Origin of the sequence: Pseudomonas sp. RW3S2 (genome assembly GCF_014268955.1) — a bacterium.
GTDB classification, from domain to species: Bacteria; Pseudomonadota; Gammaproteobacteria; order Pseudomonadales; family Pseudomonadaceae; genus Aquipseudomonas; species Aquipseudomonas wayambapalatensis.
This window is the reverse complement of record NZ_JABWRM010000011.1, coordinates 99,072-123,976: the sequence shown is the minus strand read 5'-3', so window position 1 is coordinate 123,976 and position 24,905 is coordinate 99,072. Positions and strand designations below refer to the sequence as shown.

General features: G+C 64.0%; 15 protein-coding genes. 7 read left to right on the top strand and 8 right to left on the bottom strand.

The annotated features are described in order from the left end of the window. Positions 1–122: 122 nt before the first annotated feature. Entirely contained in the window at positions 123–1,073 is a 951-nt protein-coding gene (gene speB / locus HU748_RS17220; RefSeq protein WP_063543768.1) for an agmatinase, read from the bottom strand. Between the two features lie 227 nt (positions 1,074–1,300). Between speB and HU748_RS17215 the strand changes: the two genes are divergently transcribed. The 3 genes from HU748_RS17215 to HU748_RS17205 all read left to right on the top strand — a co-directional run bounded on the left by HU748_RS17215 (position 1,301) and on the right by HU748_RS17205 (position 4,584). Continuing rightward, positions 1,301–2,194 carry a LysR family transcriptional regulator gene (locus tag HU748_RS17215; protein ID WP_186666854.1) on the top strand — a complete coding sequence of 298 codons (894 nt, stop codon included), beginning with the start codon at positions 1,301–1,303 and terminating at the stop codon, positions 2,192–2,194. 140 nt (positions 2,195–2,334) lie between these two features. After that, complete coding sequence (locus HU748_RS17210; protein ID WP_186721210.1) at positions 2,335–3,900, top strand: PAS domain-containing methyl-accepting chemotaxis protein; 1,566 nt, start codon at positions 2,335–2,337, stop codon at positions 3,898–3,900. Between the two features lie 84 nt (positions 3,901–3,984). Next, a complete protein-coding gene (locus HU748_RS17205; protein WP_186666853.1) occupies positions 3,985–4,584 on the top strand; it encodes a DTW domain-containing protein in 600 nt (199 codons plus the stop codon). Between the two features lie 132 nt (positions 4,585–4,716). On the opposite strand, the gene HU748_RS17200 is transcribed toward HU748_RS17205, so the two are convergent. From HU748_RS17200 to HU748_RS17190, 3 genes are all read right to left on the bottom strand, one after another. Further along, entirely contained in the window at positions 4,717–6,072 is a 1,356-nt protein-coding gene (locus HU748_RS17200; protein ID WP_186666852.1) for an HlyD family type I secretion periplasmic adaptor subunit, read from the bottom strand. Positions 6,073–6,126: 54 nt separating this feature from the next. Beyond that, entirely contained in the window at positions 6,127–8,262 is a 2,136-nt protein-coding gene (locus HU748_RS17195; RefSeq protein ID WP_186721257.1) for a type I secretion system permease/ATPase, read from the bottom strand. A 76-nt stretch (positions 8,263–8,338) separates the two neighbouring features. Next, entirely contained in the window at positions 8,339–9,712 is a 1,374-nt protein-coding gene (locus HU748_RS17190) for a TolC family outer membrane protein (protein ID WP_186710091.1), read from the bottom strand. A gap of 480 nt (positions 9,713–10,192) precedes the next feature. On the opposite strand from HU748_RS17190, the gene HU748_RS17185 reads away from it, so the two are divergent. Next, positions 10,193–17,359 (top strand): retention module-containing protein, encoded by a 7,167-nt coding sequence (locus HU748_RS17185; RefSeq protein WP_186721208.1) that lies wholly within the window; start codon positions 10,193–10,195, stop codon positions 17,357–17,359. Between the two features lie 4 nt (positions 17,360–17,363). On the opposite strand, the gene HU748_RS17180 is transcribed toward HU748_RS17185, so the two are convergent. Together HU748_RS17180 and HU748_RS17175 are read right to left on the bottom strand one after the other, a co-directional pair. Continuing rightward, positions 17,364–17,726 (bottom strand): YbaN family protein, encoded by a 363-nt coding sequence (locus tag HU748_RS17180; protein ID WP_186666849.1) that lies wholly within the window; start codon positions 17,724–17,726, stop codon positions 17,364–17,366. Between the two features lie 9 nt (positions 17,727–17,735). Beyond that, positions 17,736–18,323: a YecA family protein gene (locus HU748_RS17175; RefSeq protein WP_186666848.1), complete on the bottom strand. Its 588-nt coding sequence runs from the start codon at positions 18,321–18,323 to the stop codon at positions 17,736–17,738. A gap of 243 nt (positions 18,324–18,566) precedes the next feature. On the opposite strand from HU748_RS17175, the gene recQ reads away from it, so the two are divergent. Further along, positions 18,567–20,714 carry a DNA helicase RecQ gene (gene recQ, locus HU748_RS17170; RefSeq protein WP_186666847.1) on the top strand — a complete coding sequence of 716 codons (2,148 nt, stop codon included), beginning with the start codon at positions 18,567–18,569 and terminating at the stop codon, positions 20,712–20,714. Positions 20,715–20,894: 180 nt separating this feature from the next. Continuing rightward, the gene (locus HU748_RS17165) at positions 20,895–21,332 is read left to right on the top strand and encodes a MarR family transcriptional regulator (protein ID WP_186666846.1); all 438 of its coding nucleotides are present in this window, start codon (positions 20,895–20,897) and stop codon (positions 21,330–21,332) included. Positions 21,333–21,434: 102 nt separating this feature from the next. On the opposite strand, the gene HU748_RS17160 is transcribed toward HU748_RS17165, so the two are convergent. Next, complete coding sequence (locus tag HU748_RS17160) at positions 21,435–23,621, bottom strand: patatin-like phospholipase family protein (protein ID WP_186666845.1); 2,187 nt, start codon at positions 23,619–23,621, stop codon at positions 21,435–21,437. A gap of 68 nt (positions 23,622–23,689) precedes the next feature. Here HU748_RS17160 and HU748_RS17155 point away from each other — a divergent pair, with 68 nt between their 5' ends. Next, entirely contained in the window at positions 23,690–23,971 is a 282-nt protein-coding gene (locus HU748_RS17155; RefSeq protein WP_186666844.1) for a SelT/SelW/SelH family protein, read from the top strand. On the opposite strand, the gene HU748_RS17150 is transcribed toward HU748_RS17155, so the two are convergent. Beyond that, the gene (locus HU748_RS17150; protein ID WP_186666843.1) at positions 23,972–24,862 is read right to left on the bottom strand and encodes a DMT family transporter; all 891 of its coding nucleotides are present in this window, start codon (positions 24,860–24,862) and stop codon (positions 23,972–23,974) included. It abuts the gene before it with no gap. Positions 24,863–24,905: the final 43 nt, after the last annotated feature.

The window sequence follows — 24,905 nt, the reverse complement described above, 5'->3', positions numbered from 1 at the left end:
TATTATGCGAGATCGATCGCTCGGACGCTCTCATCGCGTCCGGCGCTCCTCATCGAGTGTTGGCGGGCCTCTATGGCCCTGACCCACGGCTCCTGCCTGGGTATTGCAGGTGTTTCAGGTGATCAGCGACGCACCACGCCGGGAAGCACGCAGAGCATTTCGAACAACAGGTTGGCGCCCAGCAGCGAGGTGTTGCCGGTGGTGTCGTACGGTGGCGAGACCTCGACCAGGTCGCAGCCGATCAGGTCCAGGCCGTGGCAACCGCGGATGATTTCCATCGCCTGGATGGTGGTCAGGCCGCCAATTTCCGGGGTGCCGGTGCCTGGCGCCCAGGCCGGGTCGATGCCGTCGATGTCGAACGACAGGTACACCGGGCCACCGCCGACCTTCTCGCGCACTTCGGCCATCAGCGGCTCCAGCGATTTGTGCCAGCACTCTTCGGCCTGCACCACGCGGAAGCCCTGGCGGCGGCTCCAGTTGAAGTCGTCGGCGGTATAGCCCTGGGCGCGCAGGCCGATCTGCACCACGCGGTCGCAGTCCAGCAGGCCTTCCTCGACGGCGCGGCGGAAGGTGGTGCCGTGGGCGATCTTCTCGCCGAACATATGATCGTTGACGTCGGCGTGGGCGTCGATGTGTACCAGGCCGATCTTGCCGTGCTTTTTATGCAGGGCGCGCAGGATCGGCAGGGTGATGGTGTGGTCGCCACCCAGGGTCATGGGGATGACGTTGTGTTCGAGGATTTCGTCGTAGGCTTCTTCGATGATGCGCACGGCGTCGAGCAGGTTGAAGGTGTTGATCGCCACGTCACCGATGTCGGCGACCGACAGCGAGTCGAACGGGGCGGCGCCGGTGGCCATGTTATACGGGCGGATCATCACCGATTCGGCGCGGATCTGCCGCGGGCCGAAGCGGGTGCCGGAGCGCAGCGAGGTGCCGATATCCAGTGGCACGCCGATGAAGGCGGCGTCCAGGCCTTCGGCGCTTTGCAGGTGAGGAAGACGGAGCATGGTGGCGATGCCGCCGAAACGCGGCATTTCGTTGCCGCCCAGTGGTTGGTGGAGAATCTTGTCCACGGTGGGCCTCATCAGTCGGTCGATTGTTCTGTTTGTTCGAACCTGTGTCGCGGCACGCTCGGCAAGCGCGAAGGCGCCGGCGACCAGGGACATTTCGGCCAAGTCTGCGCAAGGTAGTGCGCGGGAAGAATCGCTACCGACAAATACTTACTTCAGGAATTTCTGAACTATCGACGCGCAGGCGCGGTAGACTCTGGCGCATTTCCACTCGACGGAACCCGTGCGCCATGGCCTCATCGCTGCCCGACCTGAAACTGTTGCGCATCTTTGCCAGCGTGGTGCGCCACCAGGGTTTCGCCAATGCCCAGCGCGACCTCAACCTTTCGACGTCGGCCATCAGCACCTACATGAGCCAGCTGGAAAGCGCCCTGGGCCTGGTGCTGTGCCACCGTGGGCGTGGTGGTTTCAGCCTGACCAGCAAGGGCGAGCTATTCCACCAGGAGACCTTGCGCCTGCTGGGCGAGCTCGACGGTTTCGAGCAATACGCCGCGGCGCTCAAGGGTGAGCTGCGCGGCACCCTCAACCTGGGAGTGATCGACTCCACCGTTGGCGATCGCGCGCTGCCCTTGGCCGAGGCGATCGGCGCCTACAGCCAGGAGCACCCGGCCGTGCACTTGCACCTGTCGGTGTCCAGCCCTTACGAGCTGCAGCTGGGTGTGCAGGACAACCGCCTGGACCTGGCCATCGGCGCCTTCTCTTCGCGCATGAGCGGCCTGGTGTACCAGCCGTTGTACCGCGAGCAGCACTGGCTGTACTGCAGCAGCCGCCACCCGCTGTTCAGCGAGCGGCGCATTCCGGCGCAGGTCATCACTCAGCAACGCATGGTCGGCCGGGGTTACTGGAGCCAGGCGGAACTGGCCCGGCACGGTTTCAAGCACAGCGCGGCGACCGTGGAAAGCATGGAGGCGCAGTTGATCCTGATCCTGTCCGGTGCCTACATCGGTTACCTGCCCGAGCACTATGCCCAGGCCTGGGCCGACAAAGGTGATCTGCGGGTGTTGTCGCCGTCTACCTTCGGCTATCAGGCGCCATTCTCTTTGATCATCCGCCGTGGGCGCAGCCGCGAACCGTTGATCCAGACCTTCCGCGACCTGCTCAAGTCGCAGTTGAATGTGGGCTGATCGGCGTTGCCGAAAATACATTCCGTCAGGTCGGGAACTTTTCTTGCAAATGCTGATCCCGCACGTGAAAAAGCTCTGCTAAACCTTTACTTGCTTTGATGAAATTTCCCTCTCATCTACACAAGCAAGGACCGCCCGAGATGCGCACGAATCTGCCCGTAACCGAGCATGAAAGAACGTTCTCCAGCGAGCAGCGGTTGATTTCCACCACCGACCTGAACAGCCGGATCACTTACTGCAACGACGCGTTCGTGGCGATCAGCGGATTCACCTACGACGAGTTGGTGGGGCAGCCGCACAACCTGGTGCGCCACCCCGACATGCCGCCGTCGGTGTTCGGCCATATGTGGGAAACCATCAAGCAAGGCAAGCCGTGGATGGGCGTGGTGAAGAACCGCGCCAAGAACGGCGACTTCTACTGGGTCAGCGCCTATGTCACGGCGGTCTACGAGAACGGTCGCATCAGTGGCTACGAGTCGGTGCGCTCGGTGCCGACCCGCGAACAGATTCGTCGTGCCGAAGCGTTGTACGCACGCCTGCGGGCCGAACGCTCGCCGGTGCCCTGGGCGGCGCGGCTGGCGCATGGCCTGGGGACTGGCTGGCCACTGGTGGGTGCCGGGCTGATTGCGGCGACAGGCTACCTGTGGCTACCGCCCTATGCGGCGCTGGGCCTGCTGATGGTCAGCCTGTTCAGTGCCTGGTATCTGATCGAACACCGGCAGAACCAGGCCATTCGCCGTACCCTGGCCGAGCATCCCAAGGCTTTCACCAGTCCGCTGGTCGCCCTGACCTACAGTGACAACCCGGGCCTGCGCGGTCAGCTCGACCTGGCGATCATCAGCGAAGAGGCGCGTCTGCAGACTGCGCTCACGCGGCTGGTGGACGCTGGCGTCGGGGTCAAGTCACGGGCCGCGCAGTCAGCGGAACTGTCCGATGCCCAGGCGCAGATGCTCGACCGACAGCGCAGCGAAACCGACCAGTCGGCGACCGCTATCGCGCAGATGGCGGCGACCATCCAGCAGGTCACCCATAACGTGCAGAGTACCGCCCACGCGGCCGGCGATGCCGACCAGCTGGCGCAGCAGGGCAGTGACCTGGCCCAGCAGAGCCTGCGCGCCATGGGCAGCATGAGCGAGGCGGTGAACGACATCGGCCAGGCAGTCAATGCCCTGGCCGAGCAGACCCAGTCGATCGGCAGTGTGGTGGATGTGATCACCTCGATTGCCGAGCAGACCAATCTGCTGGCGCTCAATGCCGCAATCGAAGCGGCGCGTGCCGGGGAACAGGGCAGGGGCTTTGCGGTGGTGGCTGACGAGGTGCGTTCGCTGGCCCAGCGCACCCGCACCTCCACCGAGGAAATCCACCAGATCATTGCCTCGCTGCGTGCCGGTGCCGAGCGCGCGGTGAGCAGCGCCAGCCGCGGCGAGCAGATTTCTCGCGATAGCGTGCACAGCGTCGAGGCGGTGCAGTCGGCACTGACCGGCATCGTCCAGGCGGTGAGCCGCATTACCGGCATGAGCCAGCAGATGGCGACCGCGTCCGAGCAGCAGAGCCATGTGGCGGAGGATATCAACCAGCAGATCGTGCGCATTGCCCACCTGTGCGACGAAAGCGCCGGGCAGGCGAAGCAGGGGGCTGAGATCAGCCAGGATCTGGAGCGGATGGCGGAGTACCTGCATAGCCTGGCGGAGCGGTTCAATCGTTAGAGGGGGGTGGCCCGCAACGCGGGCCCCGATTTCCGGCATACAGTTCCGGCATATGGCAAAATCCCTCCGCCAACGGAGACCCCCATGCCCAGACCCCGCTGCGAGCGCTGCCAGCGTCCGCTCGCCCATTGCCTTTGCCCACTGATCCCGTCACTCGACAGCCGCACCCGCGTGGTCCTGCTGCAGCACCCCAGTGAAACCAGCCACGCCCTGAACACCGCCCGCCTGGCTGCGTTGGGGCTGCGCAATGCCGAGCTGGTGATTGGCGAAGTCTTCGAGGATCTTCCTGCACTGCTGGCCACCCCCGGCTATCGTCCGGCGCTGTTGTTCCCGGGCGAGCAGGCCGAGGTGGTATCGGCCTATGGCGAAGGCGATGCGTTGCCGCTGCTGCTGATCGTCCCCGACGGTACCTGGCGCAAGGCACGCAAGCTGCTGTACCTCAATCCGCTGTTGGGGGGACTGCCGCGGGTGACGCTTGGCCAGGTGCAGCCCTCGCGTTACCGGCTGCGCAAGGCGCCGGAGGAGGGTGCGCTGTCGACCTTGGAGGCGGTGGTGCAGGTGTTGAATGGGTTGGAACAGCCCGCGAATTTCGATGAATTGCTCAGACCGTTCGAGGCATTGATCGAGGGGCAGATCAGCGCCATGGGGGCTGAGACCTTTGCTCGGAATCATGGGCAAGGATGACGGATTGGCGGGGGCCTTTTCGCGGGCAAGCCCGCTCCCACAAATTGGACTGCCCCATAGCATTCTGAATGCTGTGGGGCCCCTGTAGGAGCGGGCTTGCCCGCGAAAAGGCCACCACCAATCCCACGGCCCTCACCGCTCGCGCATTGCTTCGGTCCTGGCTTTCATGACCGGCTTGAGCAGGTAATCCAGCACGCTCTTCTGCCCGGTGATGATGTCCACCGTCGCGGTCATCCCCGGGATGATCAGCAGCGGCTTGTTGTCCCCGCCCAAATGGTTCTTCTCGGTGCGCACCTGGATCAGGTAGAACGCATTGCCCTTGTCGTCAGTGACGGTGTCGGCGCTGATCAGCTCGAGCGTGGCCTTGAGCCCGCCATAGATGGTGTAGTCGTAGGCACTGAACTTGACCATCGCCACCTGCCCCGGATGCAGGAACGCCACGTCCTGCGGGCGCACCTTGGCCTCGATCAGCAGGTTGTCCTCGATCGGCACGATCTCCACCAGGTCGCTGCCGGGCTGGACCACGCCGCCGATGGTGTTGACCTTGAGCAGCTTGACGATGCCACGCACTGGCGACACCACGGTGGTGCGGTTGACCCGGTCGTCGATGGCGATGCTGGTGGCGGTGATCTTCGACAATTCCGTGCGCTTGTCATTGAGCTCCTTGGCCGCGTCGGAACGAAAACTCGCCTCGGACTCCTGGATCTTGCTGCGAATCTCGGCAATGGCCGCTTCAGCGCGAGGAATGGCCAGGTTGGTCGCGTTCAGTTGGCCGCGGGCTTCGACGCTGCGCTGCTTGAGACGCAGGATTTCCACCGGAGAAATGGCGCCTTTGCTCACCAGTGGCGACGACATGTCCAGCTCTTGCTGCAGCAGCCCAACCGCTGAACGGTACTGATCGACCTTGGAGCGGAATTCGGCGAGCTCCTGGGTCTTCTGCCGCAGTTGTTCGTTGAGCGTCTGCTTCTCGCTGGTGAGCCGGCGCTGACGCGACTGATAGAGGGCGATTTCGTCTTCGGCCACCTGCGGTGCCTTGGCGCGGATTTCGTCCGACAGCGCGAAGGGGCGCCCTTCGGATTCGGCCGACAGGCGCTCGACCTGTGCGGTCAGGGCGTAGCGGTCGGCTTCGCTCTCGCCCTTGTTCGACTTGAAGCGGGTGTCGTCCAGGCGCAGCAGGGTGGCGCCCTTGTCGACCATCTGTCCTTCGCGCACGAAGATCTCGGTGACGATGCCGCCTTCGAGGTTCTGGATCACCTGCACCTTGCTCGAGGGGATGGCCTTGCCTTCGCCGACCGTGACCTCGTCGAGCACGGCGAACTTGGCCCAAACCAGGGCCACCAGCAACAGCGCTGCTGCCAGCCACACCGTGATGCGCGACAGGCGCGGCGAGTCCTGCAGGGTGGCGCCGGCCAGCTCCGGCATGTAGTCGCGCTCGGCATGCTTGTCGGCGCCGGCGAGATGGCTGCGAACGCTTTGGCTGAGGGGCATGTCTACCTCCGATGAAAACCACGGAGCCTCTGGCAGCGCCGTTCTTGACGTCGTTTACAGGGCTGCGCCGATACGGCCTTTGCGCAGGGCGTCGATCACCGCGTCCTTCGGCCCGTCGGCCACCACCTTGCCGTTGTCCAGTACCACCAGCCGATCCACCAGGCTGAGCATCGAGCTGCGGTGGGTGACCAGCAGCAGGGTCTTGCCGGGCACCCAGGCCAGCAGGCGTTGGCGCAGTTGGTCTTCGCTACTGTTGTCCATGTGGCTGGTGGGTTCGTCCAGAATCAGGATCGGCGGCTCCAGCAACAGTGCGCGGGCCAGCAGGACGGCCTGGCGCTGACCGCCGGAGAGCAGTTGGCCACGCTCGCCCAGCGGGCGGTCGAAGCCCTGCGGATGTTGGCGGGCCAGTTCGCTGACGCCGGTCAGCTCGGCGACTTCGAGCATGCGCGCATCGCTGACGTGGCGTGCGCCCAAGGTCAGGTTGTCGCGCAGGCTGCCTGCCAGCAGGGGCATGTCGTGGGCGACATAGCCCAGCTGGTTGCGCAGGTCGGCAATATCCAGTTGGCGCAGGTCGAGGTTGTCCAGCAGCACCTGGCCTTCGTCAGGGTGATGAAACCCCATCAACAACCGCCCGAGCGTGCTCTTGCCCGAACCGCTGCGGCCGATGATGCCGATGCGCTCCCCGGGTTTGATCGACAGGTTGATGTCGTTCAGGGCAGCGGCAACCTGGCCGGGGTAGCGGAAGGTCACGTGGCTGATGCCCAGGCCGCCTTGCAGCGCCGTATGCTCCAGTGCCTGCTGGCCGGGTTGGCGCTCCTGCGGCAAGCTCATCAGTGCGTCGGTGCTGCGCATGGTCAATTGCGCTTGTTGGTAGCGGGTGATCAGCCCGGCGATCTGGCCCAGCGGCGCCAGCACCCGGCTGCCGAGCATGTAGCAGGCGACCAGGGCGCCCACGCTGAGGCTGCCGGCGATGATCGAGTAGACCCCCGCGACGATGGTGGCCATGCCGCAGAACTGCTGGATGAACAGCGTGCCGTTGCTGGCCAGGGCCGACAGGTTGCGGGCATGGGCGTCGAGACGGGCGATGGCGCCGTTGGTGTGTTCCCACAGATACTGGCGTTCGCTTTCGGCGCCGCAGGCCTTGAGGGTTTCCAGGCCGCCAAGGGTTTCGATCAGCAAGGCCTGGCGCACGGCGCCGAGGCTCAGGCTTTTCTGCACCGTATCGCGCAGGCGCATCTGGATGAACAACGCCACACCCACCGCCAGCGGGAAGGCCACCAGCGGGATCAGCACCAGCCAGCCGCCGAGCAGGCCGATCACCAGCAGCATCAGCACCACGAAGGGCAGGTCGATGATGCTGGTCAGGGTGACGGCGGTGAGGAATTCGCGCAGGCCCTGGAAGTCGTGGATGCTCTGGGCGAAGCCGCCGATGCTGGCCGGACGTGCTTTCATGGCCATGCCGGTGATGCGCTCGAACAGTGTGGCGGACAGGATCAGGTCGGTCTTCTTGCCGGCCTGGTCCAGCAGGTGCGCGCGGACCATGCGCAGTACCAGCTCGAAGGCGGTACCGATGAACAGGCCGATGACCAGCACCCACAGGGTCGAGAGTGCCTGGTTGGGCACCACGCGGTCGTAGGTCTGCATCACGAACAGCGGCACCATCAGCCCGAGCAGGTTGATCAGAAGGCTGGCCAGCAGGGCATCGCTGTACAGCCAGCGTGAATGCTTGAGGGTGTCGCGAAACCAGGCTTCGACCCGTGGCAGCAGTGGCGTACGCAGGTCTTCGAGGGTATGTCGCGGGCGGGCGAACAGGGCTTGCCCGCTGTAGGCCTGCTCCAGCGCCTGGCGCTCGACCCATTGCTCGCCACCTTCGGCCTCGCACGGCAGTATCAGCGCCCGTCCATCTTCGCTCCAGCGTTGCAGCACGGCGCTGCGCCCGTCACCAAGCAGCAACAGTACCGGCAGGTTCAGCGGGCTGATCGCGCCTAGCTCGCGGCGCAGTACTCGCGCCTGCAGCCCGGCGCGTGCGGCGGCTCGGGGCAGCAGTTCGAGGCTCAGGCGCTGGTCGGCCAGCGGCAGGCCGGCACACAGGCTGGCGCGGCTGGCCGGGCACCCATGAACCTTGCACAGGATCAGCAGGCCATCGAGCAATGGATCATCCGCAGCCAGGTTGGGCTGCGTGCTTTGCATACTGGTCACGATGGCCTACTCCTGCCGCGGTGGACGGGAAGTGGCTGCAGGGGGCTACAGCCGCCTGTCGCAGGGCCTAGCGCATATCGGGCAACTGCGCCTCATTGCGCACTTCGGTCTTGGCGATGGCTTCCGGTGGCAGCGAGATGCGCTGCTTGCTCAGCAACTCGCCCATGGTCGCCAGCACCCGGTACATGGAAAACTCTTCGGTGTAGCGCACCTCGGTGTAGCGACGGTTGGCGTTGTACAGCTCGTTCTCGCTGTCGAGCACGTCGAGCAGGGTGCGCTGGCCCAGGCCGAACTGGTCCTGGTAGGCACCACGCACGCGTTGGGTGGTCTCGGCGTATTCACGGGCGCTGGGGGTCTGCTTGCGCGCGTTGTTCATGGCGTTCCAGGCCAGGCTCAGGTTCTCGGTGAGCTCGCGCAGGGCGTTGTTGCGGATGTCCATGGCCTGGTTGATCTTGTGCGCATCGGACTGCAGGCGCGCCTTGTCGCTGCCGCCGCGGAACAGGTTGTAGCTGAGCTCGACGCCGGCCTGCCAGTCGTTGTTGCTGTGGCCGCGCTCGCCGCCCAGGTTGTTGTTGGCACCGGTGGCCAGCACTGCGTCCAGGCGTGGATAGAACGGCGACTTGGCCACTTCGTACTGTTTCTCTGCAGCGTTGACATCGGCCTGGGCGGACTTGAGGTACGGGTTGTTCTCGCGCATGCCCTGGCGGGCTTCATCGAGGGTGCCGGGCATCTGGATCTTGATCGAGGTCGGCGTTTCCAGTTCGTCCGGCTGGCGGCCGATGACGCTGTAGAAGTTGGCCTCGGCGTCGGCCAGGTCGACCTCGGCGGTGTCCAGGTTGTTTTCCGCCAGGGCGCGACGGGCGCGGGACTGGTCGAGGTCGGCGGTGCTGCCCACGCCGCGCTCGCTGCGCAGGCCGATCTGGTCGTTGACGCGCAGGTGTGCCTGCAGGTTGTTCTTGGCCAGGGTCACCAGCTCACGGCGCTTGAGCACTTCCAGGTACACCTCGATGGCGCGCAGGGCGACATCCTGGGCGATGGCCTGGGTGTAGTACGCGCGCGAGGTGGCCACCGATTCGGTGCGCCCGACTTCGTTGGCGGTGTTGAAGCCGTCGAAGATCATCTGCCGCAGGCGCAGCTCGGACTGTGTGTAGTTGAGGGTTTCCTTGTTGTGGTTGCGCGTGCCGTCGGGGTTGATGCCGCGCGTATTGAGGTTGTCCGAGCGCTGGCGGCCATAACCGGCCACCAGGTCGACGCTGGGGTAGTAGCCTCCGCGCGCGAACTTCACATCCTCATCGGCCGACAGCTTGCTGTTGCGATTGGAACTGATCTGAGGGTGGTAGTCCACGGCGCTCTGGACAGCCTCGGTGATCGACATCGCCTGGGCGTTGGCACAGGCCATGGCCAACAGGATCGCACTGGTGATGGGGGTTAACACGCGCATGGGGTACATCTCCCTGGTCTTTAAAAAGGTCCTGCGTTTCGCCAAAAAAATGACGAAAAATTGAGTTGAAACCGTTTCAGGTTTGTAACAACAGAGCTAAGAACATTTAACGGGCGAGCTAAGAAGATTTTTTCATAAGGTCTATGCGAAAAAAAACTTATGCGGTCTAAGCAAACCGAGACATTGTTCTATTCAAGCGCCCGGGTAAATCGGCTGCAGTACCTGATTTCCGGGCTTCGGAGAAAGTTCCAGATTTTTTGCAGCTAAGGACCCTGGAGAGGACAACGACGGCGGAATTTGGCGACAAAAAATTGGCATTAGAATGATGGCCAATTCCCACTACCGCACGCGTTGAGCTGTCTTGGTGAAGGCGATTTCTCACCCTTGTGACAGACGCGAGACCCCGCAAAGGATCGCTTCCCGCATTACCTGGCCCGTCCGCCGCTGCAGAAAGCCAATCGGCAGGGGAGGCGTGCGTTCATGGCTAAATCAATTGGCGTGGTCAGCAAGGTCATCGGCCAGGTATTCGCGGTGGGCAGCGACGGTGCCAAGCGCATGCTGGTGGAGGGCGACCGCCTGTTCGCTGGCGAGCAACTGGAAACCGGAGCCGCCGGTGCTGTGGCCGTACGTTTGCACAACGGCGCCGAGCTGACGTTGGGACGAGGCAGCAGCCTGGAAATGACCCCGGACCTGTTGGCCAACCGTGCTCCCCACGTACAGGCTCCTGATCCGCTTCCCAGCCAGGCGCAGCTCAGCGATGTCGAGCGTCTGCAACAAGCCATTGCCGCAGGTGCCGACCCGACGCAGGAGGGCGAAGCACCCGCCGCCGGGCCTGGCGCCAACGGAGCGCCCGGGGCCTTGGGGGGCGGGCACAGTTTCGTGTTGTTGACCGAAGTGGCCGGACGGGTCGATCCGACCATCGGCTTCCCCACCGCCGGCTTCAACGGTATTCCGGAACTGGCCAACCGTTACATCGGCACCCTGGACGCCGACAACAACGCAGGGCCCTTCGGACCGCCGCTCAATCCGCCGGTCAATCCCCCTGTAAACCCGCCGATCAATCCACCTGTGAATCCTCCCGTTACACCGCCGGACAATCCTGTAACCCTGCGCGGGCTGGACCTGAGCCCCGCCGAACTGACCCTCAACGAGGCAAACCTGCCATTGGGATCGGCCAGCAACCCGGCAGCCCTGACCCAATCGGGCAGTTTCACCGTGGTCGCGCCGGATGGTGTGTTCAACCTCAGCGTCGGCGGTATCAACGTGGTGACTGCCGGTGTGGTGACCGGTGTGGGCCAGTCCATTACCACGGGCCTTGGCAACGTCCTCACCATCACCGGTTACAACCCGTCCACGGGTGTCGTCAGCTACAGCTATACCCTCACCGGCGCCGAGCACCATCCGGACGGGGCAGGCAGCAATGAACTCGGCGAGCATTTCCCGGTGCTGGTCAGCGACACGGATGGCGACGTCGCCAGTGGCTCGCTGGACGTGATCATTCGCGACGATGTGCCCACGGCGGTCAACGATACCAACGCGGTCACTGCCACCGAGCAGCACACCCAGCTCACCGGCAATGTGCTGGACAACGACGTCCAGGGCGCCGATCGGGTGGTCGGCGGCCCCGTGGTGGCCGGTACCTACGTCGGAACCTACGGCACCCTGGTGCTTGCTGCGGACGGCTCCTACACCTACACGCTCAACGTCAACGATCCGGACTTCAAGAACCTCAACGGTGGCGGACATGGCGTCGAGACCTTCACCTACACCCTGACGGATGCGGACGGTGACACCAGCAGTGCGACCCTGACCCTGAACATCACCAACCTCGACGATCCGGTAACCCTCGGTGGCCTGGATGTGAAGGGCGGTGAGCTGACGGTCTTCGAGAAACACTTGAGCAACGGCAGTGCGCCGGACAGCACCGCCCTGACCCAGAGTGGCAGCTTTACCGTCAATGCACCGGACGGCCTGCAGACCCTGAGTGTCGGTGGCATCAGCGTGGTCAGCGGCGGCATCGTGGCGGGTTTCCCGCAGTCGATCACGACCGCGCTGGGCAACACCCTGACCATCACCGGCTACAACCCGGCCACCGGCGTGGTCAGCTACAGCTACACCTTGCTCGGTAACGAAGGCCATCCTGCGGGCGAGGGCATCAACAGCCTGAGCGAGCATTTCAGCGTGATCGCCCAGGACACCGATGGCAGCAGCGCCACGGCCACGCTGGATGTGAACATCGTCGACGACGTACCCCAGGCGCAGCCCGATTCGGCCAGCGTGGTGGAAGGTGGCACGGTCAGCGGCAACGTGCTGCTTAACGATCAGTTGGGCGCCGACCAGGCTGGGACCAGCAATGTGGTGGTGGGCGCGCGGGCGGGGTCCGACACCTCGATCTCGGCCATCGGCAATCTCAATACCGCGATCGGGGGCCTGTATGGCACCCTGACCATCGATGCCGCTGGCAATGCTACCTACCATGCCAACCCGAATGCCGTGGCGCCGGCCGGTGCCACCGATGTGTTCGTCTACACCATCCGCGACACCGACGGTGACGAGAGCACCACGACCATCACCATCAACGTCAAGGATTGCTCGCTGATCGCCGGGCCCAACGACGGCGTGACGGTGTACGAGAAGGCGTTGGACCTGGTGAAGGACGGCAATGACCTGGCGCCGGGCACTGTCACCGGCAGCACACCGAGTTCCACTGGCGAAACCGCCTCCGGTAGCCTGGCGGGCTCCGTGAGCGGTGGCGTCGGTGCGCTGACCTTTACGCTGGTGGGCAATGCGGTGGGCCAGTATGGCCAGATTCAGCTCAATGCCGATGGTTCCTACACCTACACGCTGACCTCGGCGCCGAAATCGCCGGATAACGTCAATGATGGGGCGAACAGTCTGACCGAGAGCTTCACCTACGAGGTGAAGGATTCGCTGGGCAATTCGACCACCAGCACCATCGTCATCACCATCGTTGACGACGTGCCCAAGGCGCACAGCGATTTTGCCAATGTCTTCGAGGGCGGCACGGTCAGTGGCAACGTGCTGGTCAATGATGTATTCGGCGCCGATGTGGTGGCCGATGGCAAATACGTGGTCGGGGTTCGCGCAGGCGGTGATACCTCCACCTCGGCCATTGGCCAACTGGGCGTCCAGGTGGTCGGCCAGTATGGTTACCTGACCCTCGATGCCCAGGGTAACGCGACCTATCACTCCAACCCCGACAGTGTCGCGCCGCCTGGTGCTACGGATGTGTTCGTCTACACCATCCGCGATGCCGACGGTGACGAGAGCACCACCACCATCACCATTGATATCCACGACTGCTCGTTGGTCGCAACGCCTGATGGCGGCGTGACGGTGTACGAGAAGGCGCTGGATCTGGTGAAGGACGGCAATGACCTGGCGCCAGGCACTGTTACCGGCAGCGATCCACACTCCCCGGGCGAGACGGCCTCGGGCTCGCTGGCCGGGTCGGTGAGTGGTGGTATCGGGGCGATGACCTTCACCCTGGTAGGCAACGCCGCAGGTCAGTACGGGCAGATCCAGCTCAATGCCGATGGCTCCTACACCTATACACTGACCTCGGCGCCGAAAACGCCGGGCAACGTCAATGACGGCGCGAACACGCTGACGGAGTCCTTCACCTACCAGGTGAAAGATTCGCTCGGCAACTCGACCACCGGCACCATCGTCATCACCATCGTCGACGATGTGCCCAAGGCGCACTGCGATGTCGCCAGCGTGACTGAAGGCGGCGTGGTCAGCGGCAATGTGCTGGACAACGACATTGTCGGTGCCGATGTGCGCGGGGACGGCCAGTACGTGGTCGGCGTGCGTGCCGGCTCCGACACCTCGACCTCGGCGATTGGCCAGGTCGGCAGCCAGATCATGGGCCAGTACGGTTACCTGACCCTCGATGCCCAGGGCAACGCGACCTACCATGCCAACCCCAACAGCGTGTCCCAGGCCGGCGCTACCGATGTGTTCGTCTACACCATCCGTGATGCCGATGGCGACGAGAGCACCACGACCATCACCATCAATGTGCACGACAGCAAGCTGGTGGCCTGCGAAGACAGTGAAGTGAAGGTGTATGAAAAAGCACTGGACCTGAACAAGGATGGCAACGACCTGGCCGCAGGCAATGTCACCGGCAGTGACCCGCACTCGACAGCGGAAACCGCTTCCGGCAGCCTCGCGGGCTCGGTGGGTGGTGGTGTTGGCGCGCTGACCTTCAGCCTGGTGGGCAATGCCACGGGGCAATATGGCCAGCTCCAGCTCAATGCCGATGGTTCCTACACCTACACCCTGACCTCAGCGCCGAAAACGCCGGGCAACGTCAATGACGGTGCGAACAGTCTGACCGAGTCCTTCACCTATCAAGTGACGGACTCCGTAGGTAACTCGACTACCAGCACCATCGTCATCACCATCGTCGACGATGTACTCAAGGCCCATTGCGATGTGGCCAGTGTGACTGAAGGCGGCGTGGTCAGCGGCAATGTGCTGGACAACGACATTGTCGGTGCCGATGTGCGGGCAGACGGTCAGTATGTGGTCGGCGTGCGCGCCGGCAGCGACACCTCGACCTCGGCGATTGGCCAGCTTGGCAGTCAGGTCATGGGCCAGTACGGCTACCTGACCCTCGATGCCCAAGGCAATGCGACTTATCACGCCAACCCTGACAGTGTGTCCAAGGCCGGCGCTAGCGACGTGTTCGTCTACACCATTCGCGATGCCGATGGTGACGAGAGCACCACGACCATCACCATCAATGTGCAGGACAGCAAGCTGGTGGCTTGTGAGGATCGTGACGTCACCGTGTACGAGAAGGCGCTGGACCTGGTCAAGGACGGCAACGACCTGGCGGTGGGCACGGTCACTGGCAGTGACCCGCATTCAACGGCGGAAACCGCCTCCGGCAGTCTGGTGGGTTCGGTCGGCGGCGGTGTCGGGGCATTGACCTATAGCCTGGTAGGCAATGCTGTCGGCCAGTTCGGGCAAATCCAGATCAACGCCGATGGTTCCTACACCTACACCCTGATCTCGGCACCGAAAACCCCGGGCGGTGCGGACGATGGCGCCAATCGGGTTGTCGAGTACTTCACCTACAAGGCCACCGATTCGCTGGGCAACAGTGTCACCAGCACCATTGCCATTTCCATCGTCGATGATGTGCCCAAGGCCGTGTGCGCCGAACGCAGCATCACGCCCGGCCAGGTGGACTCCAATATCCTGCTGGTGATCGATGTCTCCGGCAGCATGAACTTTGCCTCTGGTGTGCAGGGGCTGAGCCGTCTGGCCCTGGCAAAGCAGGCGATCAACGCCTTGCTCGACAAGTACGACGACATGGGCGATATCAAGGTGCAAATCGTCACCTTCGCCACCGGGGCCTGGGTCAAGACGCCGGTCTGGGTGTCGATCGCCGAGGCCAAGAGCATCGTCGCCGGGCTGACCGCCGACGGTTCGACCTACTACGATTCGGCGGCCATCAAGGCCCAGGAGGCCTTTGCCAGCAGTGGCAAGATCGCGGGGGCGCAGAACATCAGCTACTTCTTCTCCGATGGCGTGCCCACTGACAATCATTCGATGACAGCGGTGCGCGAAGCGGCCTGGGAAAGCTTCCTTGACAACAACGGGATCAAGTCCTACGCCATTGGCTTGGGCACCGGCGTCAACCAGGCCAACCTCGACCCCTTGGCCTACGACGGCAGCAGCCATGTGGATACGGGCTCCGTGGTGGTTACCGACCTCAGCCAGCTCAGCGCCGTGCTGTCGGGCACTGTGCAGGGGGCACCGATCACCGGCAGCCTGATGAGTGGCGGGCACTTTGGTGCCGATGGCGGCTTCATCAAGGCGCTGCTGGTCGATGGCACCACCTACACCTTCGATCCCAAGGCCAATGCCGGGCAGGGGGGCTACAGCGTTGCCGGAGGGCCGGACAAGGCCAGCTTCGATACCAGCGGCAACACGCTGTCGATCAAGACTGCGCTCGGTGGCACGCTGCTGGTGGACATGGACACTGGTGAATTTACCTACACGCCGCCGAAGGATACCGGCAGCAGCCAGGTCGAGAAGTTCGGCTTCACTGTCAGCGACAACGACGGCGACACCAGCAGCGCCAGCCTGATGGTGAAGATCAATAGCAACAGCGCGCCAGTGGCGGGTGCCGACCACATCATCACCAATATCACCGGTGCCAGTGTCACCGTACCGGCCGAGGCGCTGCTGGCCAATGACAGCGATGCGGATCACGACCACCTGAGCGCTGCGCCCATCACCTTCAACACGGGCTTTGCCGACAAGGGCGCGGGCTTCACGGCAGGCAGCCAGGCACAGACGCTCAAGTTCGATGGCACCGCCAACAAGCTCGAGAATCAGCTCAAGGACCTGGCGCGCAGTGACTTCACGGCGATCTCGGGCTCCATGACGGCGGCCTTGGTGATTGCTGGGTACCTGGGTTCGATCAGCACCGGCAATGCCAACGATGAGGACACCCTGACCGTGACCCTGCGCAAGGGTGAGAGCCTCAGCCTCGACCATGACCGCCCGGCAGGCAACCTGATGCTGGAGTGGAAGGATGCCAACGGCAGCTATCAGCCGATCGCCGACGGTGGCAGCTTCACCGCCAGCCACGACGGTGTGTACAGCATTCACGTGATCAACAGCGAGAATGCCCTGGGCAACAGCAAGGCGGCGGAGAACTACAAGCTGAGCCTGGTGATCGACTACAGCCATGCCGAGAACGAGGTCTACCAGGGCAGCTACACGCTCAGCGACAACCATGGCGGCAGCGCCTCCGGGGCGGTGGACATCACCTATCAGGTTGGTAGCACCTTGCAGGGCACGGCAGGCGACGATGTACTGCTGGCGGGCAATGGCGACGACACCTTGAACGGTGGTGCCGGCCACGATGTGCTGGTGGGAGGGGCTGGGAACGATGCCCTGTACGGCGGGGAGGGAGATGATCTGCTGATCGGTGGCCCCGGCAACGACCTGCTGGACGGCGGGCCCGGCAATGACACCGCCAGCTACGCGTCGGCGACGGCCGGGGTCACGGTCGATCTCGGCCATGTCGGTGCGCAGAACACCGGCGGGGCGGGCCTCGACACCCTGGTCAGCATCGAGAACCTGATCGGCTCGGACTACAACGACACGCTGATCGGCAACGAGGGGGACAATGTGCTCAGTGGTGGCCTGGGGGACGACATTCTCATCGGCGGTGGCGGTAACGACATCCTCATTGGCGGGCCAGGCAACGACACCCTCACCGGCGGCAGCGGCAACGATACCTTCGTCTGGCAGAAAGGCGATACCGGGCACGACCGGGTGACCGACTTCACGCCGGGCAGCGACCGCCTCGACCTGTCGCAATTGCTGCAAGGCGAGAATGCTACGGCAGCCTCGCTGGATGACTACCTGCACTTCAAGGTCAGTGGCAGTGGGGTCAATGTGGTCTCGACCATTGAGGTCAGTAGTGTGGCGGGTGCTGCGGCGACCCAGACCATCGATCTTGCCGGCGTCGACCTGGCCCAGCATTACGGGGTGACGGCGGGAGCGGGGGGCATGATCGCGGCAGGGCACGATACCGCGACCGTCATCAGCGGTATGCTCAACGATCATTCGTTGAAGGTGGATACGGTGTAACCGGTTACGGATGGCGCAGGGTCTTCTGCTTGAGGATGTAGAGGGTGACCAGCACGGCGCTGGTGAGCATGAAGGCCCTGGCCCAGAACAGCGGCACCAGGTAGCTCGAAAGCCCGATGCTCGCCCACATCAGGCCGATGGCGTAGACCTTGCCCTTGAGCGGGATACCTTCGCCGTTGAGGTAGTCGCGAATCCACGGTCCGAGCCTGGGGTGGTTCACCAGCCAGTCGTGGAAGCGCGGCGAGCTGCGGGCGAAACAGGCCGCCGCCAGCAGCAGGAAAGGGGTGGTGGGCAACACCGGCAGGAAGATCCCCAGCACCCCTAGCGCGACACTGAGCCAGCCGACGGCCAGCAGCAGGTAGCGCACCACTGCGAATCAGTGGTGGCGCGGTTTGAGCAGGGCCGGCTTTTCTTCCGGCGCGTGCAGCAGCAGGAACAGCGCGCTCAGTGCCTCGGGAATCTGCACGACCATGTCGTCCTGCAGGTTGGCGTTGCTGGCGATGTCGGCGAACTCAGGCTGTTCGTCGAACAGGCCCGAGCCAACCATGATCGGCAGCAGCATTTCGCTGACTTCCTCTTCGGCGTTCTCGAACCAGGCCTCTTCACGCAGGAACACGCCCTCCATGAAGCCGATGCACCAGCCGCGCAGGTCGGAATCGTCCGGCTCGTCGGTCAGGTCCAGCTCGCAAGGCAGGTCGAATTCCTCGTCGCTGGCCAGTTGGCGAGCGATGTGGCCCTTGAGGGCCACCAGCGTCGCTTCGATCTCGGTGCGCTGGGCTTCGCTGGCGTAGTGAGGTTCTTCGGCGAAAAGCGCGTCGATCCATTCGCGCTCGGGAACGTCCTCGGCACAGATCGACAGCGCGGTCAGGTAGCCGTGTGCGGCGACGTAGTCCAGCGCTTCTTCGTGCAGCTCATCGGCGTCGAGGAAGGCTTGCAGGCGGGTCAGTTGCTCGGCGAAGGACATTACAGGGCTACCTTGGGGAATAAACGATAGTGAATTCTAGCACCTTGCAGCCTCGGCGGGGCAAAGGGAACGTCTGTCACCGGAGCCTGCCGCAGAGCAGGGCACTCGGGTATACTCCGCAGTTTTTCAAGCCAGCTGGCGTTTCTGCGCCGCCCGGCAAAAACCGCTTACGCATTCGACGTGTGCGCGGCGGATTTATCGTCCAGCCTGTGTCCAGGATGGTACGGCGATTTGGAGTGGCAAATGCTCGAACAGGCTCAGCGCGTCCTCAAGGACATCTTCGGCTACGACAGTTTCCGAGGTCGCCAGGCGGCGATCATCGAATGCGTGGCCAACGGGGGCGATGCACTGGTCCTGATGCCCACCGGGGGTGGCAAGTCGCTGTGCTTCCAGGTGCCAGGCCTGCTGCGCCCTGGCCTTACCGTCGTGGTCTCGCCGCTGATCGCGTTGATGGACGACCAGGTCGCCACCCTCGATGAGCTGGGGGTGGCTGCGGCCGCGCTGAACTCGACGCTCAGCCCCGAGCAGCAGCGCGACCTGGCTGGGCGCCTGCGCCGCGGCGAGGTAAAGATGCTCTACCTGGCGCCTGAGCGCCTGGTGCAGCCACGCATGCTGGAGTTCCTGCGCGACCTGGATATCTCGCTGTTCGCCATCGACGAAGCGCATTGCGTGTCGCAATGGGGGCATGACTTCCGCCCCGAATACCTGCAACTGGGTCAGCTTGCCGAGCTGTTCCCGCATGTGCCGCGTATCGCCCTGACCGCCACCGCCGACATGCGCACCCGTGAGGAGATCGTCCAGCGCCTGCACCTGCAGGGCGCGGAGCGTTTCCTGTCGAGCTTCGACCGGCCCAACATTTTCTATCGCATCGTGCCCAAGGAATCGCCGCGCAAGCAGTTGATGGCGTTTCTCGGCGAGCGGCGCGGCAACGCCGGCATCGTCTACTGCCTGTCGCGCAAGAAGGTCGACGAAACCGCCGCCTACCTCTGCGAGCAGGGATTCCCGGCATTGCCGTATCACGCCGGCCTGGCTGCCGAGACCCGCGCGGCCAACCAGCACCGCTTCCTCAACGAGGAAGGGCTGATCATGGTCGCCACCATCGCGTTCGGCATGGGCATCGACAAGCCCAACGTGCGGTTCGTCGCCCACCTCGACCTGCCCAAGTCGCTTGAGGCCTATTACCAGGAAACAGGTCGGGCCGGGCGTGACGGCCTGCCGTCCGATGCCTGGATGGCCTACGGCCTGCAGGACATGGTGATGCTCAAGCAGATGCTGCAGAACTCCGAAGGCGACGAGCGTCACAAGCGTATCGAACAGCACAAGCTCGACGCGATGCTGGCGCTGTGCGAAGAGACGCGCTGCCGGCGCCAGTCTTTGCTGGCCTACTTCGATGAGGTGCTCGAGCAGCCCTGCGGCCATTGCGACAACTGCGTCGACAAGGTACAGACCTGGGATGCCACCGAGCCTGCCCGCCAGGCGCTGTCGGCCGTGTTTCGCACTGGCCAGCGCTATGGGGTTGGCCATCTGGTCGATGTGCTGATGGGCAAGGATAACGAGAAGGTACGCAATTTCGGTCACGAGAAGCTGTCGGTATTCGGGGTCGGCAAGGCGCTGGGCGAGCACGAGTGGCGGTCGCTGTTCCGTCAGCTGGTTGCCCGTGGCCTGGTGGACATCGACCTCGAAGGCTATGGCGGCCTGCGTCTGTCCGACACCTGCCGGCCACTGCTGCGAGGCGAGGTGAACCTGCAACTGCGCCGTGATCTCAAGCCGCAGACCGTGGCCAAGTCCTCGGGCAGCGGCGGCGGCAGCCCGGCCAGCCAATTGGTGCGTGCCGAGGAGCGCGAGCTGTGGGAGGCGCTGCGTACACTGCGGCGCAAGCTGGCGGAGGAGCACAGCGTGCCGCCTTATGTCATCTTCCCCGATTCGACGTTGCTTGAGATGCTGCGCAGCCAGCCCACCAGTCTCAGCGACATGGCCCAGGTCAGTGGCGTGGGTGCGCGCAAGCTGGAGCGTTATGGCCAGGCGTTCCTGGAGGTGCTCAACGGCGCCGGCGGCACCGAGGAGGCACCGAAGGTGGTGCTCGACCTGCGGCACGAACTGGTCAGCCTGGCCCGCGCCGGCATGACCCCGGCGCAGATCGCCGGGCAGTTGAACTGCAGCGAGAAGAACGTCTACAGCCTGTTGGCCGAGGCCATCGGGCGCCAGGAACTGAGCCTGGAGCAGGCGCTGGACCTGCCAGAAGAGTTGATGATGGAGGTACAGGACGCATTCCTCGACGGGGAGGGTGAACTGCCGCCGGTTTCGGCCATTGCCCCGCAGTTTGGCCAGCGCGTGCCGGAAGGTGTGCTGTATTGCGTGCGTGCGGCGCTGGCGGCGGAGTTCGAGCTCTGAGGCAATAGTGCCTGCTGCCGTGAGCGTAGAGTGCCGCCGGTAACGCCGGGTTTCCCGGTCATTCCTGACCTTTGTCATTCTTTTTGTTGATTATCGGACGTTTCCCACTCGCCGAGCCTTGCCTGATACTCCGGGGCATGATTAGCTGACTAATAATTAGTTCTATCGATCGAGTTGCTTATGCCCCTGACCGACAACCAACACCGCTTCGGCATGCAGCTGGCCCAGATGTCCCGGGGCTGGCGCGCCGAACTCGACCGCCGCCTGGCCGGGCTGAACCTGTCCCAGGCCCGCTGGCTGGTGCTGTTGCACCTGGCCCGTTTCGACGAAGCGCCGACCCAGCGCGAGCTGGCGCAGAGTGTCGGTGTCGAGGGCCCGACGCTGGCGCGCCTGCTCGACAGCCTGGAAAGTCAGGGGCTGGTGCGTCGTCAAGCGGTCATGGAAGATCGGCGCGCCAAGAAAATCCTGCTGTGCCCGCCTGCAAAACCGCTCATCGATCAGATCGAAACCATTGCCAATGCCCTGCGCGCCGAACTCTTCACTGGCGTCGATGAGGCGGATCTGGAGGTGTGCATGCGCGTGCACGCGAAGATTCTTGGCAACCTCGAGAAGTCCTGACCACAGCACTACGCTTCAGAACAGCACTACGCTTCAGCGGCACGAGAAAACGGATAGAGGCTCACGCCCTATCCGTTTTTTTATGTCGCGCCTTCGCGCGTACTAGAAGGTGTGGCCCAGGTTCAGGTACACCGCCTTCTGGTGCTCGGTGTTGGCGCCATAACTGATGTTCAGCGGCCCAAGCGGTGTGTCCAGCCCGAGGAAGATGCTCGCTGCGTTGATATAGCCACTGTCGAACTCGTTGTCGTTGTTCCAGGCGCGGCCACGCTCCAGCGACCCGCCCAGGTACAGCGGGAAGTCCAGCGGCAGGTAGGCGCGTGGTGTCAGGCGCCGGTAGTAGACCATGCGCATCAGGCTGATGTTCTGCCCCGACACCGAATCCTGGCGAAAGCCCGATAGCTGACGAGCGCCGCCAAGCACGAAGCTGGAGGTCACCACGTCGGTATCGTCCAGGGTACGGCCGTAGCGGCCGCCGAATACCCAGGTGTTCGGCCCGTAGCTCAACGCCTTGTCGATGTTGAACTGCCACTGGCGGTAGTCGGTGTCTGAATCCAGCGAGCGGTCGTACTTGCGCAGGGTCAGGCCGATGTCCTCGCCGCTGTGGGGGAAGTACACGTTGTCGAGGGTGTCGAAGGAGTATTTCAGTTCGTAGAAGCCTTCATTGAAGCTGACCTTGGGCAGGTCCTGGTCGCCGATGCGCACTTCGGCCTCACCCCAGGCCTTGCCCACGCCCAGGCGCACTTCCCCGTAGGTGCCGATCTGTCGACCCAGGTTCAGCCCGAAGCCGTAGCGTTCCAGGCGGTACTCGGCAACCGGATCGTTGTCCAGGGTCGCTTCGATGTTCTGCGAGCCAAGGGACAGGTACGGCGCGACAAAGTAGCGCGAACCCACGTCCAGCGGCTGGTAGAACTCGCTGTACAGTTCCTGCTGATCGCCGATCTGTGCCCGGGTCAACCATTCGGCGCCCAGGCGGTTGATGCCATTCACCCGATAACTGGCACCCAGATTGAAGGCACTGTCGCCGCGCATGTCGTCGGACAGGTTCAGGCCCAGGCGCAGGTAGTCGGTGCCGCCGCGCTTGCCTCGGGCGTTGATCACCAGTGTGTTGTCGTCGCCCTTGTGCACCACGCGGTACTGCACCCGGTCGAAGTAGTCCAGGCCGTAGAGGGTACCCATGTCGGTCTCCAGGCGCTCCAGCTCCAGCGGCTCGCCGATGGGTTGGCGGATGTAGTAGCGGATCACGTCATCGCTGACCTTTGAATCGTTCTCCACCTTGATCGCCGTGATGATGGGCGTGCGCTGTTGCGCAGAGCGGGCCGCGGCCAACTGGCTGTCGCCGCCTGCCTGGCGCAGCACCGCCAGGCGTGCGTCGAGGGCGCGGGTGGCGCGGTAGCCGGCGTCGATCATGTCCTGGGCACGACCGAAGTCGGTGACGCCAAAGGCTGCCAGTGCTGGTTGTACCAGGATGTCGTCGCGGTGCAGGCTGGCCAGTTGCTCCTCGGAGTTGCGCCGGGTCATCAGGGTGATCGACTGGTTGAGCACGTCCACGACCGTGGCCAGTTGCTTGCGGCTGCGCAGCGGGGTGCCGATATCGACGACGATGGCCATGTCCACGCCCATTTCGCGCACCACATCCAGTGGGATGTTGTCGACCATGCCACCATCCACCAGCAGGCGCCCGTCGAGTTCGACCGGGGCGAACACTGCCGGAATCGACATGCTGGCGCGCACCACCTGAGGCAGGTGGCCACGGCGGAACACCACTTTCTCGCCGCTGGCGATGTCGGTGGCGACGGCGCGGAACGGGATCGGCAGTTTGTCGAAGTCGCGAATGTCAGCAGTGTGCGCCAGCTTGCTTTCCAGCAGCAATGACAGGTTCTGGCCCTGGATCACACCCAGCGGCAGGCCAAGGCTGCCGTCATCGCGAAAGCTCAGCTTCTGCTTGACCAGGAAATCACGGTCATCCTGCTTGCGGCGAAACGGCACGTCCTTGCGCGGCGGGGCGTCGGAGAGTGCCTGCTGCCAGTCGAGGGTGCGCGCCAGGTGCTCGAGCTCCTCGATGCTGTAGCCGGAGGCATACAGGCCGCCGACCACCGCACCCATGCTGGTTCCGGCGATGGCGTCGATGCGCACGCCCTGTTCTTCCAGGGCCTTGAGCACGCCGATATGCGCCAGGCCGCGGGCGGCGCCGCCGGAAAGTACCAGGCCGACCTTGGGCCGGGGTGGCTCCACGGCCAGGGCGGTGAACGAGGTGAGCGCCAGCAACAGGCATAGCAGCAGATGATGCATCGTGAGTCTCAAAGCGGTGGGCAAAGACCGCTAGTATAAGCGGCTCACCCACCAGGAAATGTCCTCATATGGCCGATACCAAACCCGAAATCGTCATCACGTATTGCACGCAGTGCCAATGGTTGCTGCGCGCTGCCTGGCTGGCGCAGGAACTGCTCAGCACTTTTTCCGACGATCTCGCGCGAGTCGCCCTGGAACCGGGCACTGGTGGAGTGTTCCGCATCACTTGCGACGGCGCGCAGATCTGGGAGCGCAAGCTCGATGGTGGCTTCCCCGAGGCCAAGGTGCTCAAGCAGCGGGTGCGCGACCAGATCGACCCGCAGCGTGACCTGGGCCACAACGACCGTTGATCATGCACCTTCGGCCAGGCGTTCACGCTGTGGTGGTGGCTCGGCAGACAGGCGGCTGGACAGCACGATGGCGAAGATGATCAGCACCCCGCCAGCGAGCATGCGCAGGGTGGGGGTCTCGGCGAACACCATCCAGGCCACGGCAATACCGTAGACCGGCTCCATGCCGAACACCACCGAGGCGGTACGGGCCTTGATCACTGCCAGGCTGGCGACGAACAGGCTGTGCGCCACCCCGGTGCAGAAGATGCCGAGCAGGGCGATCCACAGCCAGTCCATCGGTTTCACGGCACTCAGGCCCGGCAACGCGAAGGGCAGGAGGCACAGGCCGACCACCAGGTTCTGGCACAGCGCAGCCTGCACCGCAGGCACACTACCGGAGCCGGCACGATTGGTCAGCGACAGCAGCGAGAACAACAGGCCCGACAGCAAGGCCCAAAGCAGGCCGCCCGTGGCCTCGCTGGCCAGGTTGAACGCCGGGGTGACCAGCACCAGGCCGATGCTTACCAGCAGTACCAGCACGGCTTCGTTGCGCCGGATGCGCTCGCGGAACAGCACGCCCTCAAGGATTACGGTGAACGCTGGAAAGCTGGCAAAACCGAGGGTGGCGATGGCAACGCCACCGACCCGCACGGCGATGAAGAAGCTCACCCAGTGCCCGGCCAGCAATATGCCGCCAAGTAGCAAACGCCCCAGGTCCTGAGCCCTGAGTCGCTGCCATCCCTTGCGGGCGAGGCCGGCGAACAAGGCCAGGGCCAGCACCGCGAAGAGTGCGCGGCCAAAGACGATGATCGAGGGCGTGGCACTGGCGGCCAGTTTGCCGAAGACGCCGGTAAGGCCGAAGAACAGCGCGCCGATGTGCAGGGCGCCGAGGGCAGTACGGTGGTTCATGCTGAGTCCTTGCTCGAGATCGTTGCTGGCACTTGCGCGGGTA

Excerpts from the sequence above, each read along its gene's own strand:
- HU748_RS17185 (WP_186721208.1), top strand. The coding sequence starts at position 10,193 with ATGGCTAAATCAATTGGCGTGGTCAGCAAGGTCATCGGCCAGGTATTC.
- HU748_RS17200 (WP_186666852.1), bottom strand. The coding sequence starts at position 6,072 with ATGCCCCTCAGCCAAAGCGTTCGCAGCCATCTCGCCGGCGCCGACAAG.
- HU748_RS17150 (WP_186666843.1), bottom strand. The coding sequence starts at position 24,862 with ATGAACCACCGTACTGCCCTCGGCGCCCTGCACATCGGCGCGCTGTTC.
- HU748_RS17210 (WP_186721210.1), top strand. The coding sequence starts at position 2,335 with ATGCGCACGAATCTGCCCGTAACCGAGCATGAAAGAACGTTCTCCAGC.
- HU748_RS17205 (WP_186666853.1), top strand. The coding sequence starts at position 3,985 with ATGCCCAGACCCCGCTGCGAGCGCTGCCAGCGTCCGCTCGCCCATTGC.
- HU748_RS17155 (WP_186666844.1), top strand. The coding sequence starts at position 23,690 with ATGGCCGATACCAAACCCGAAATCGTCATCACGTATTGCACGCAGTGC.
- recQ (WP_186666847.1), top strand. The coding sequence starts at position 18,567 with ATGCTCGAACAGGCTCAGCGCGTCCTCAAGGACATCTTCGGCTACGAC.
- HU748_RS17215 (WP_186666854.1), top strand. The coding sequence starts at position 1,301 with ATGGCCTCATCGCTGCCCGACCTGAAACTGTTGCGCATCTTTGCCAGC.
- HU748_RS17195 (WP_186721257.1), bottom strand. The coding sequence starts at position 8,262 with ATGCAAAGCACGCAGCCCAACCTGGCTGCGGATGATCCATTGCTCGAT.
- HU748_RS17175 (WP_186666848.1), bottom strand. The coding sequence starts at position 18,323 with ATGTCCTTCGCCGAGCAACTGACCCGCCTGCAAGCCTTCCTCGACGCC.
- HU748_RS17160 (WP_186666845.1), bottom strand. The coding sequence starts at position 23,621 with ATGCATCATCTGCTGCTATGCCTGTTGCTGGCGCTCACCTCGTTCACC.
- HU748_RS17165 (WP_186666846.1), top strand. The coding sequence starts at position 20,895 with ATGCCCCTGACCGACAACCAACACCGCTTCGGCATGCAGCTGGCCCAG.
- HU748_RS17190 (WP_186710091.1), bottom strand. The coding sequence starts at position 9,712 with ATGCGCGTGTTAACCCCCATCACCAGTGCGATCCTGTTGGCCATGGCC.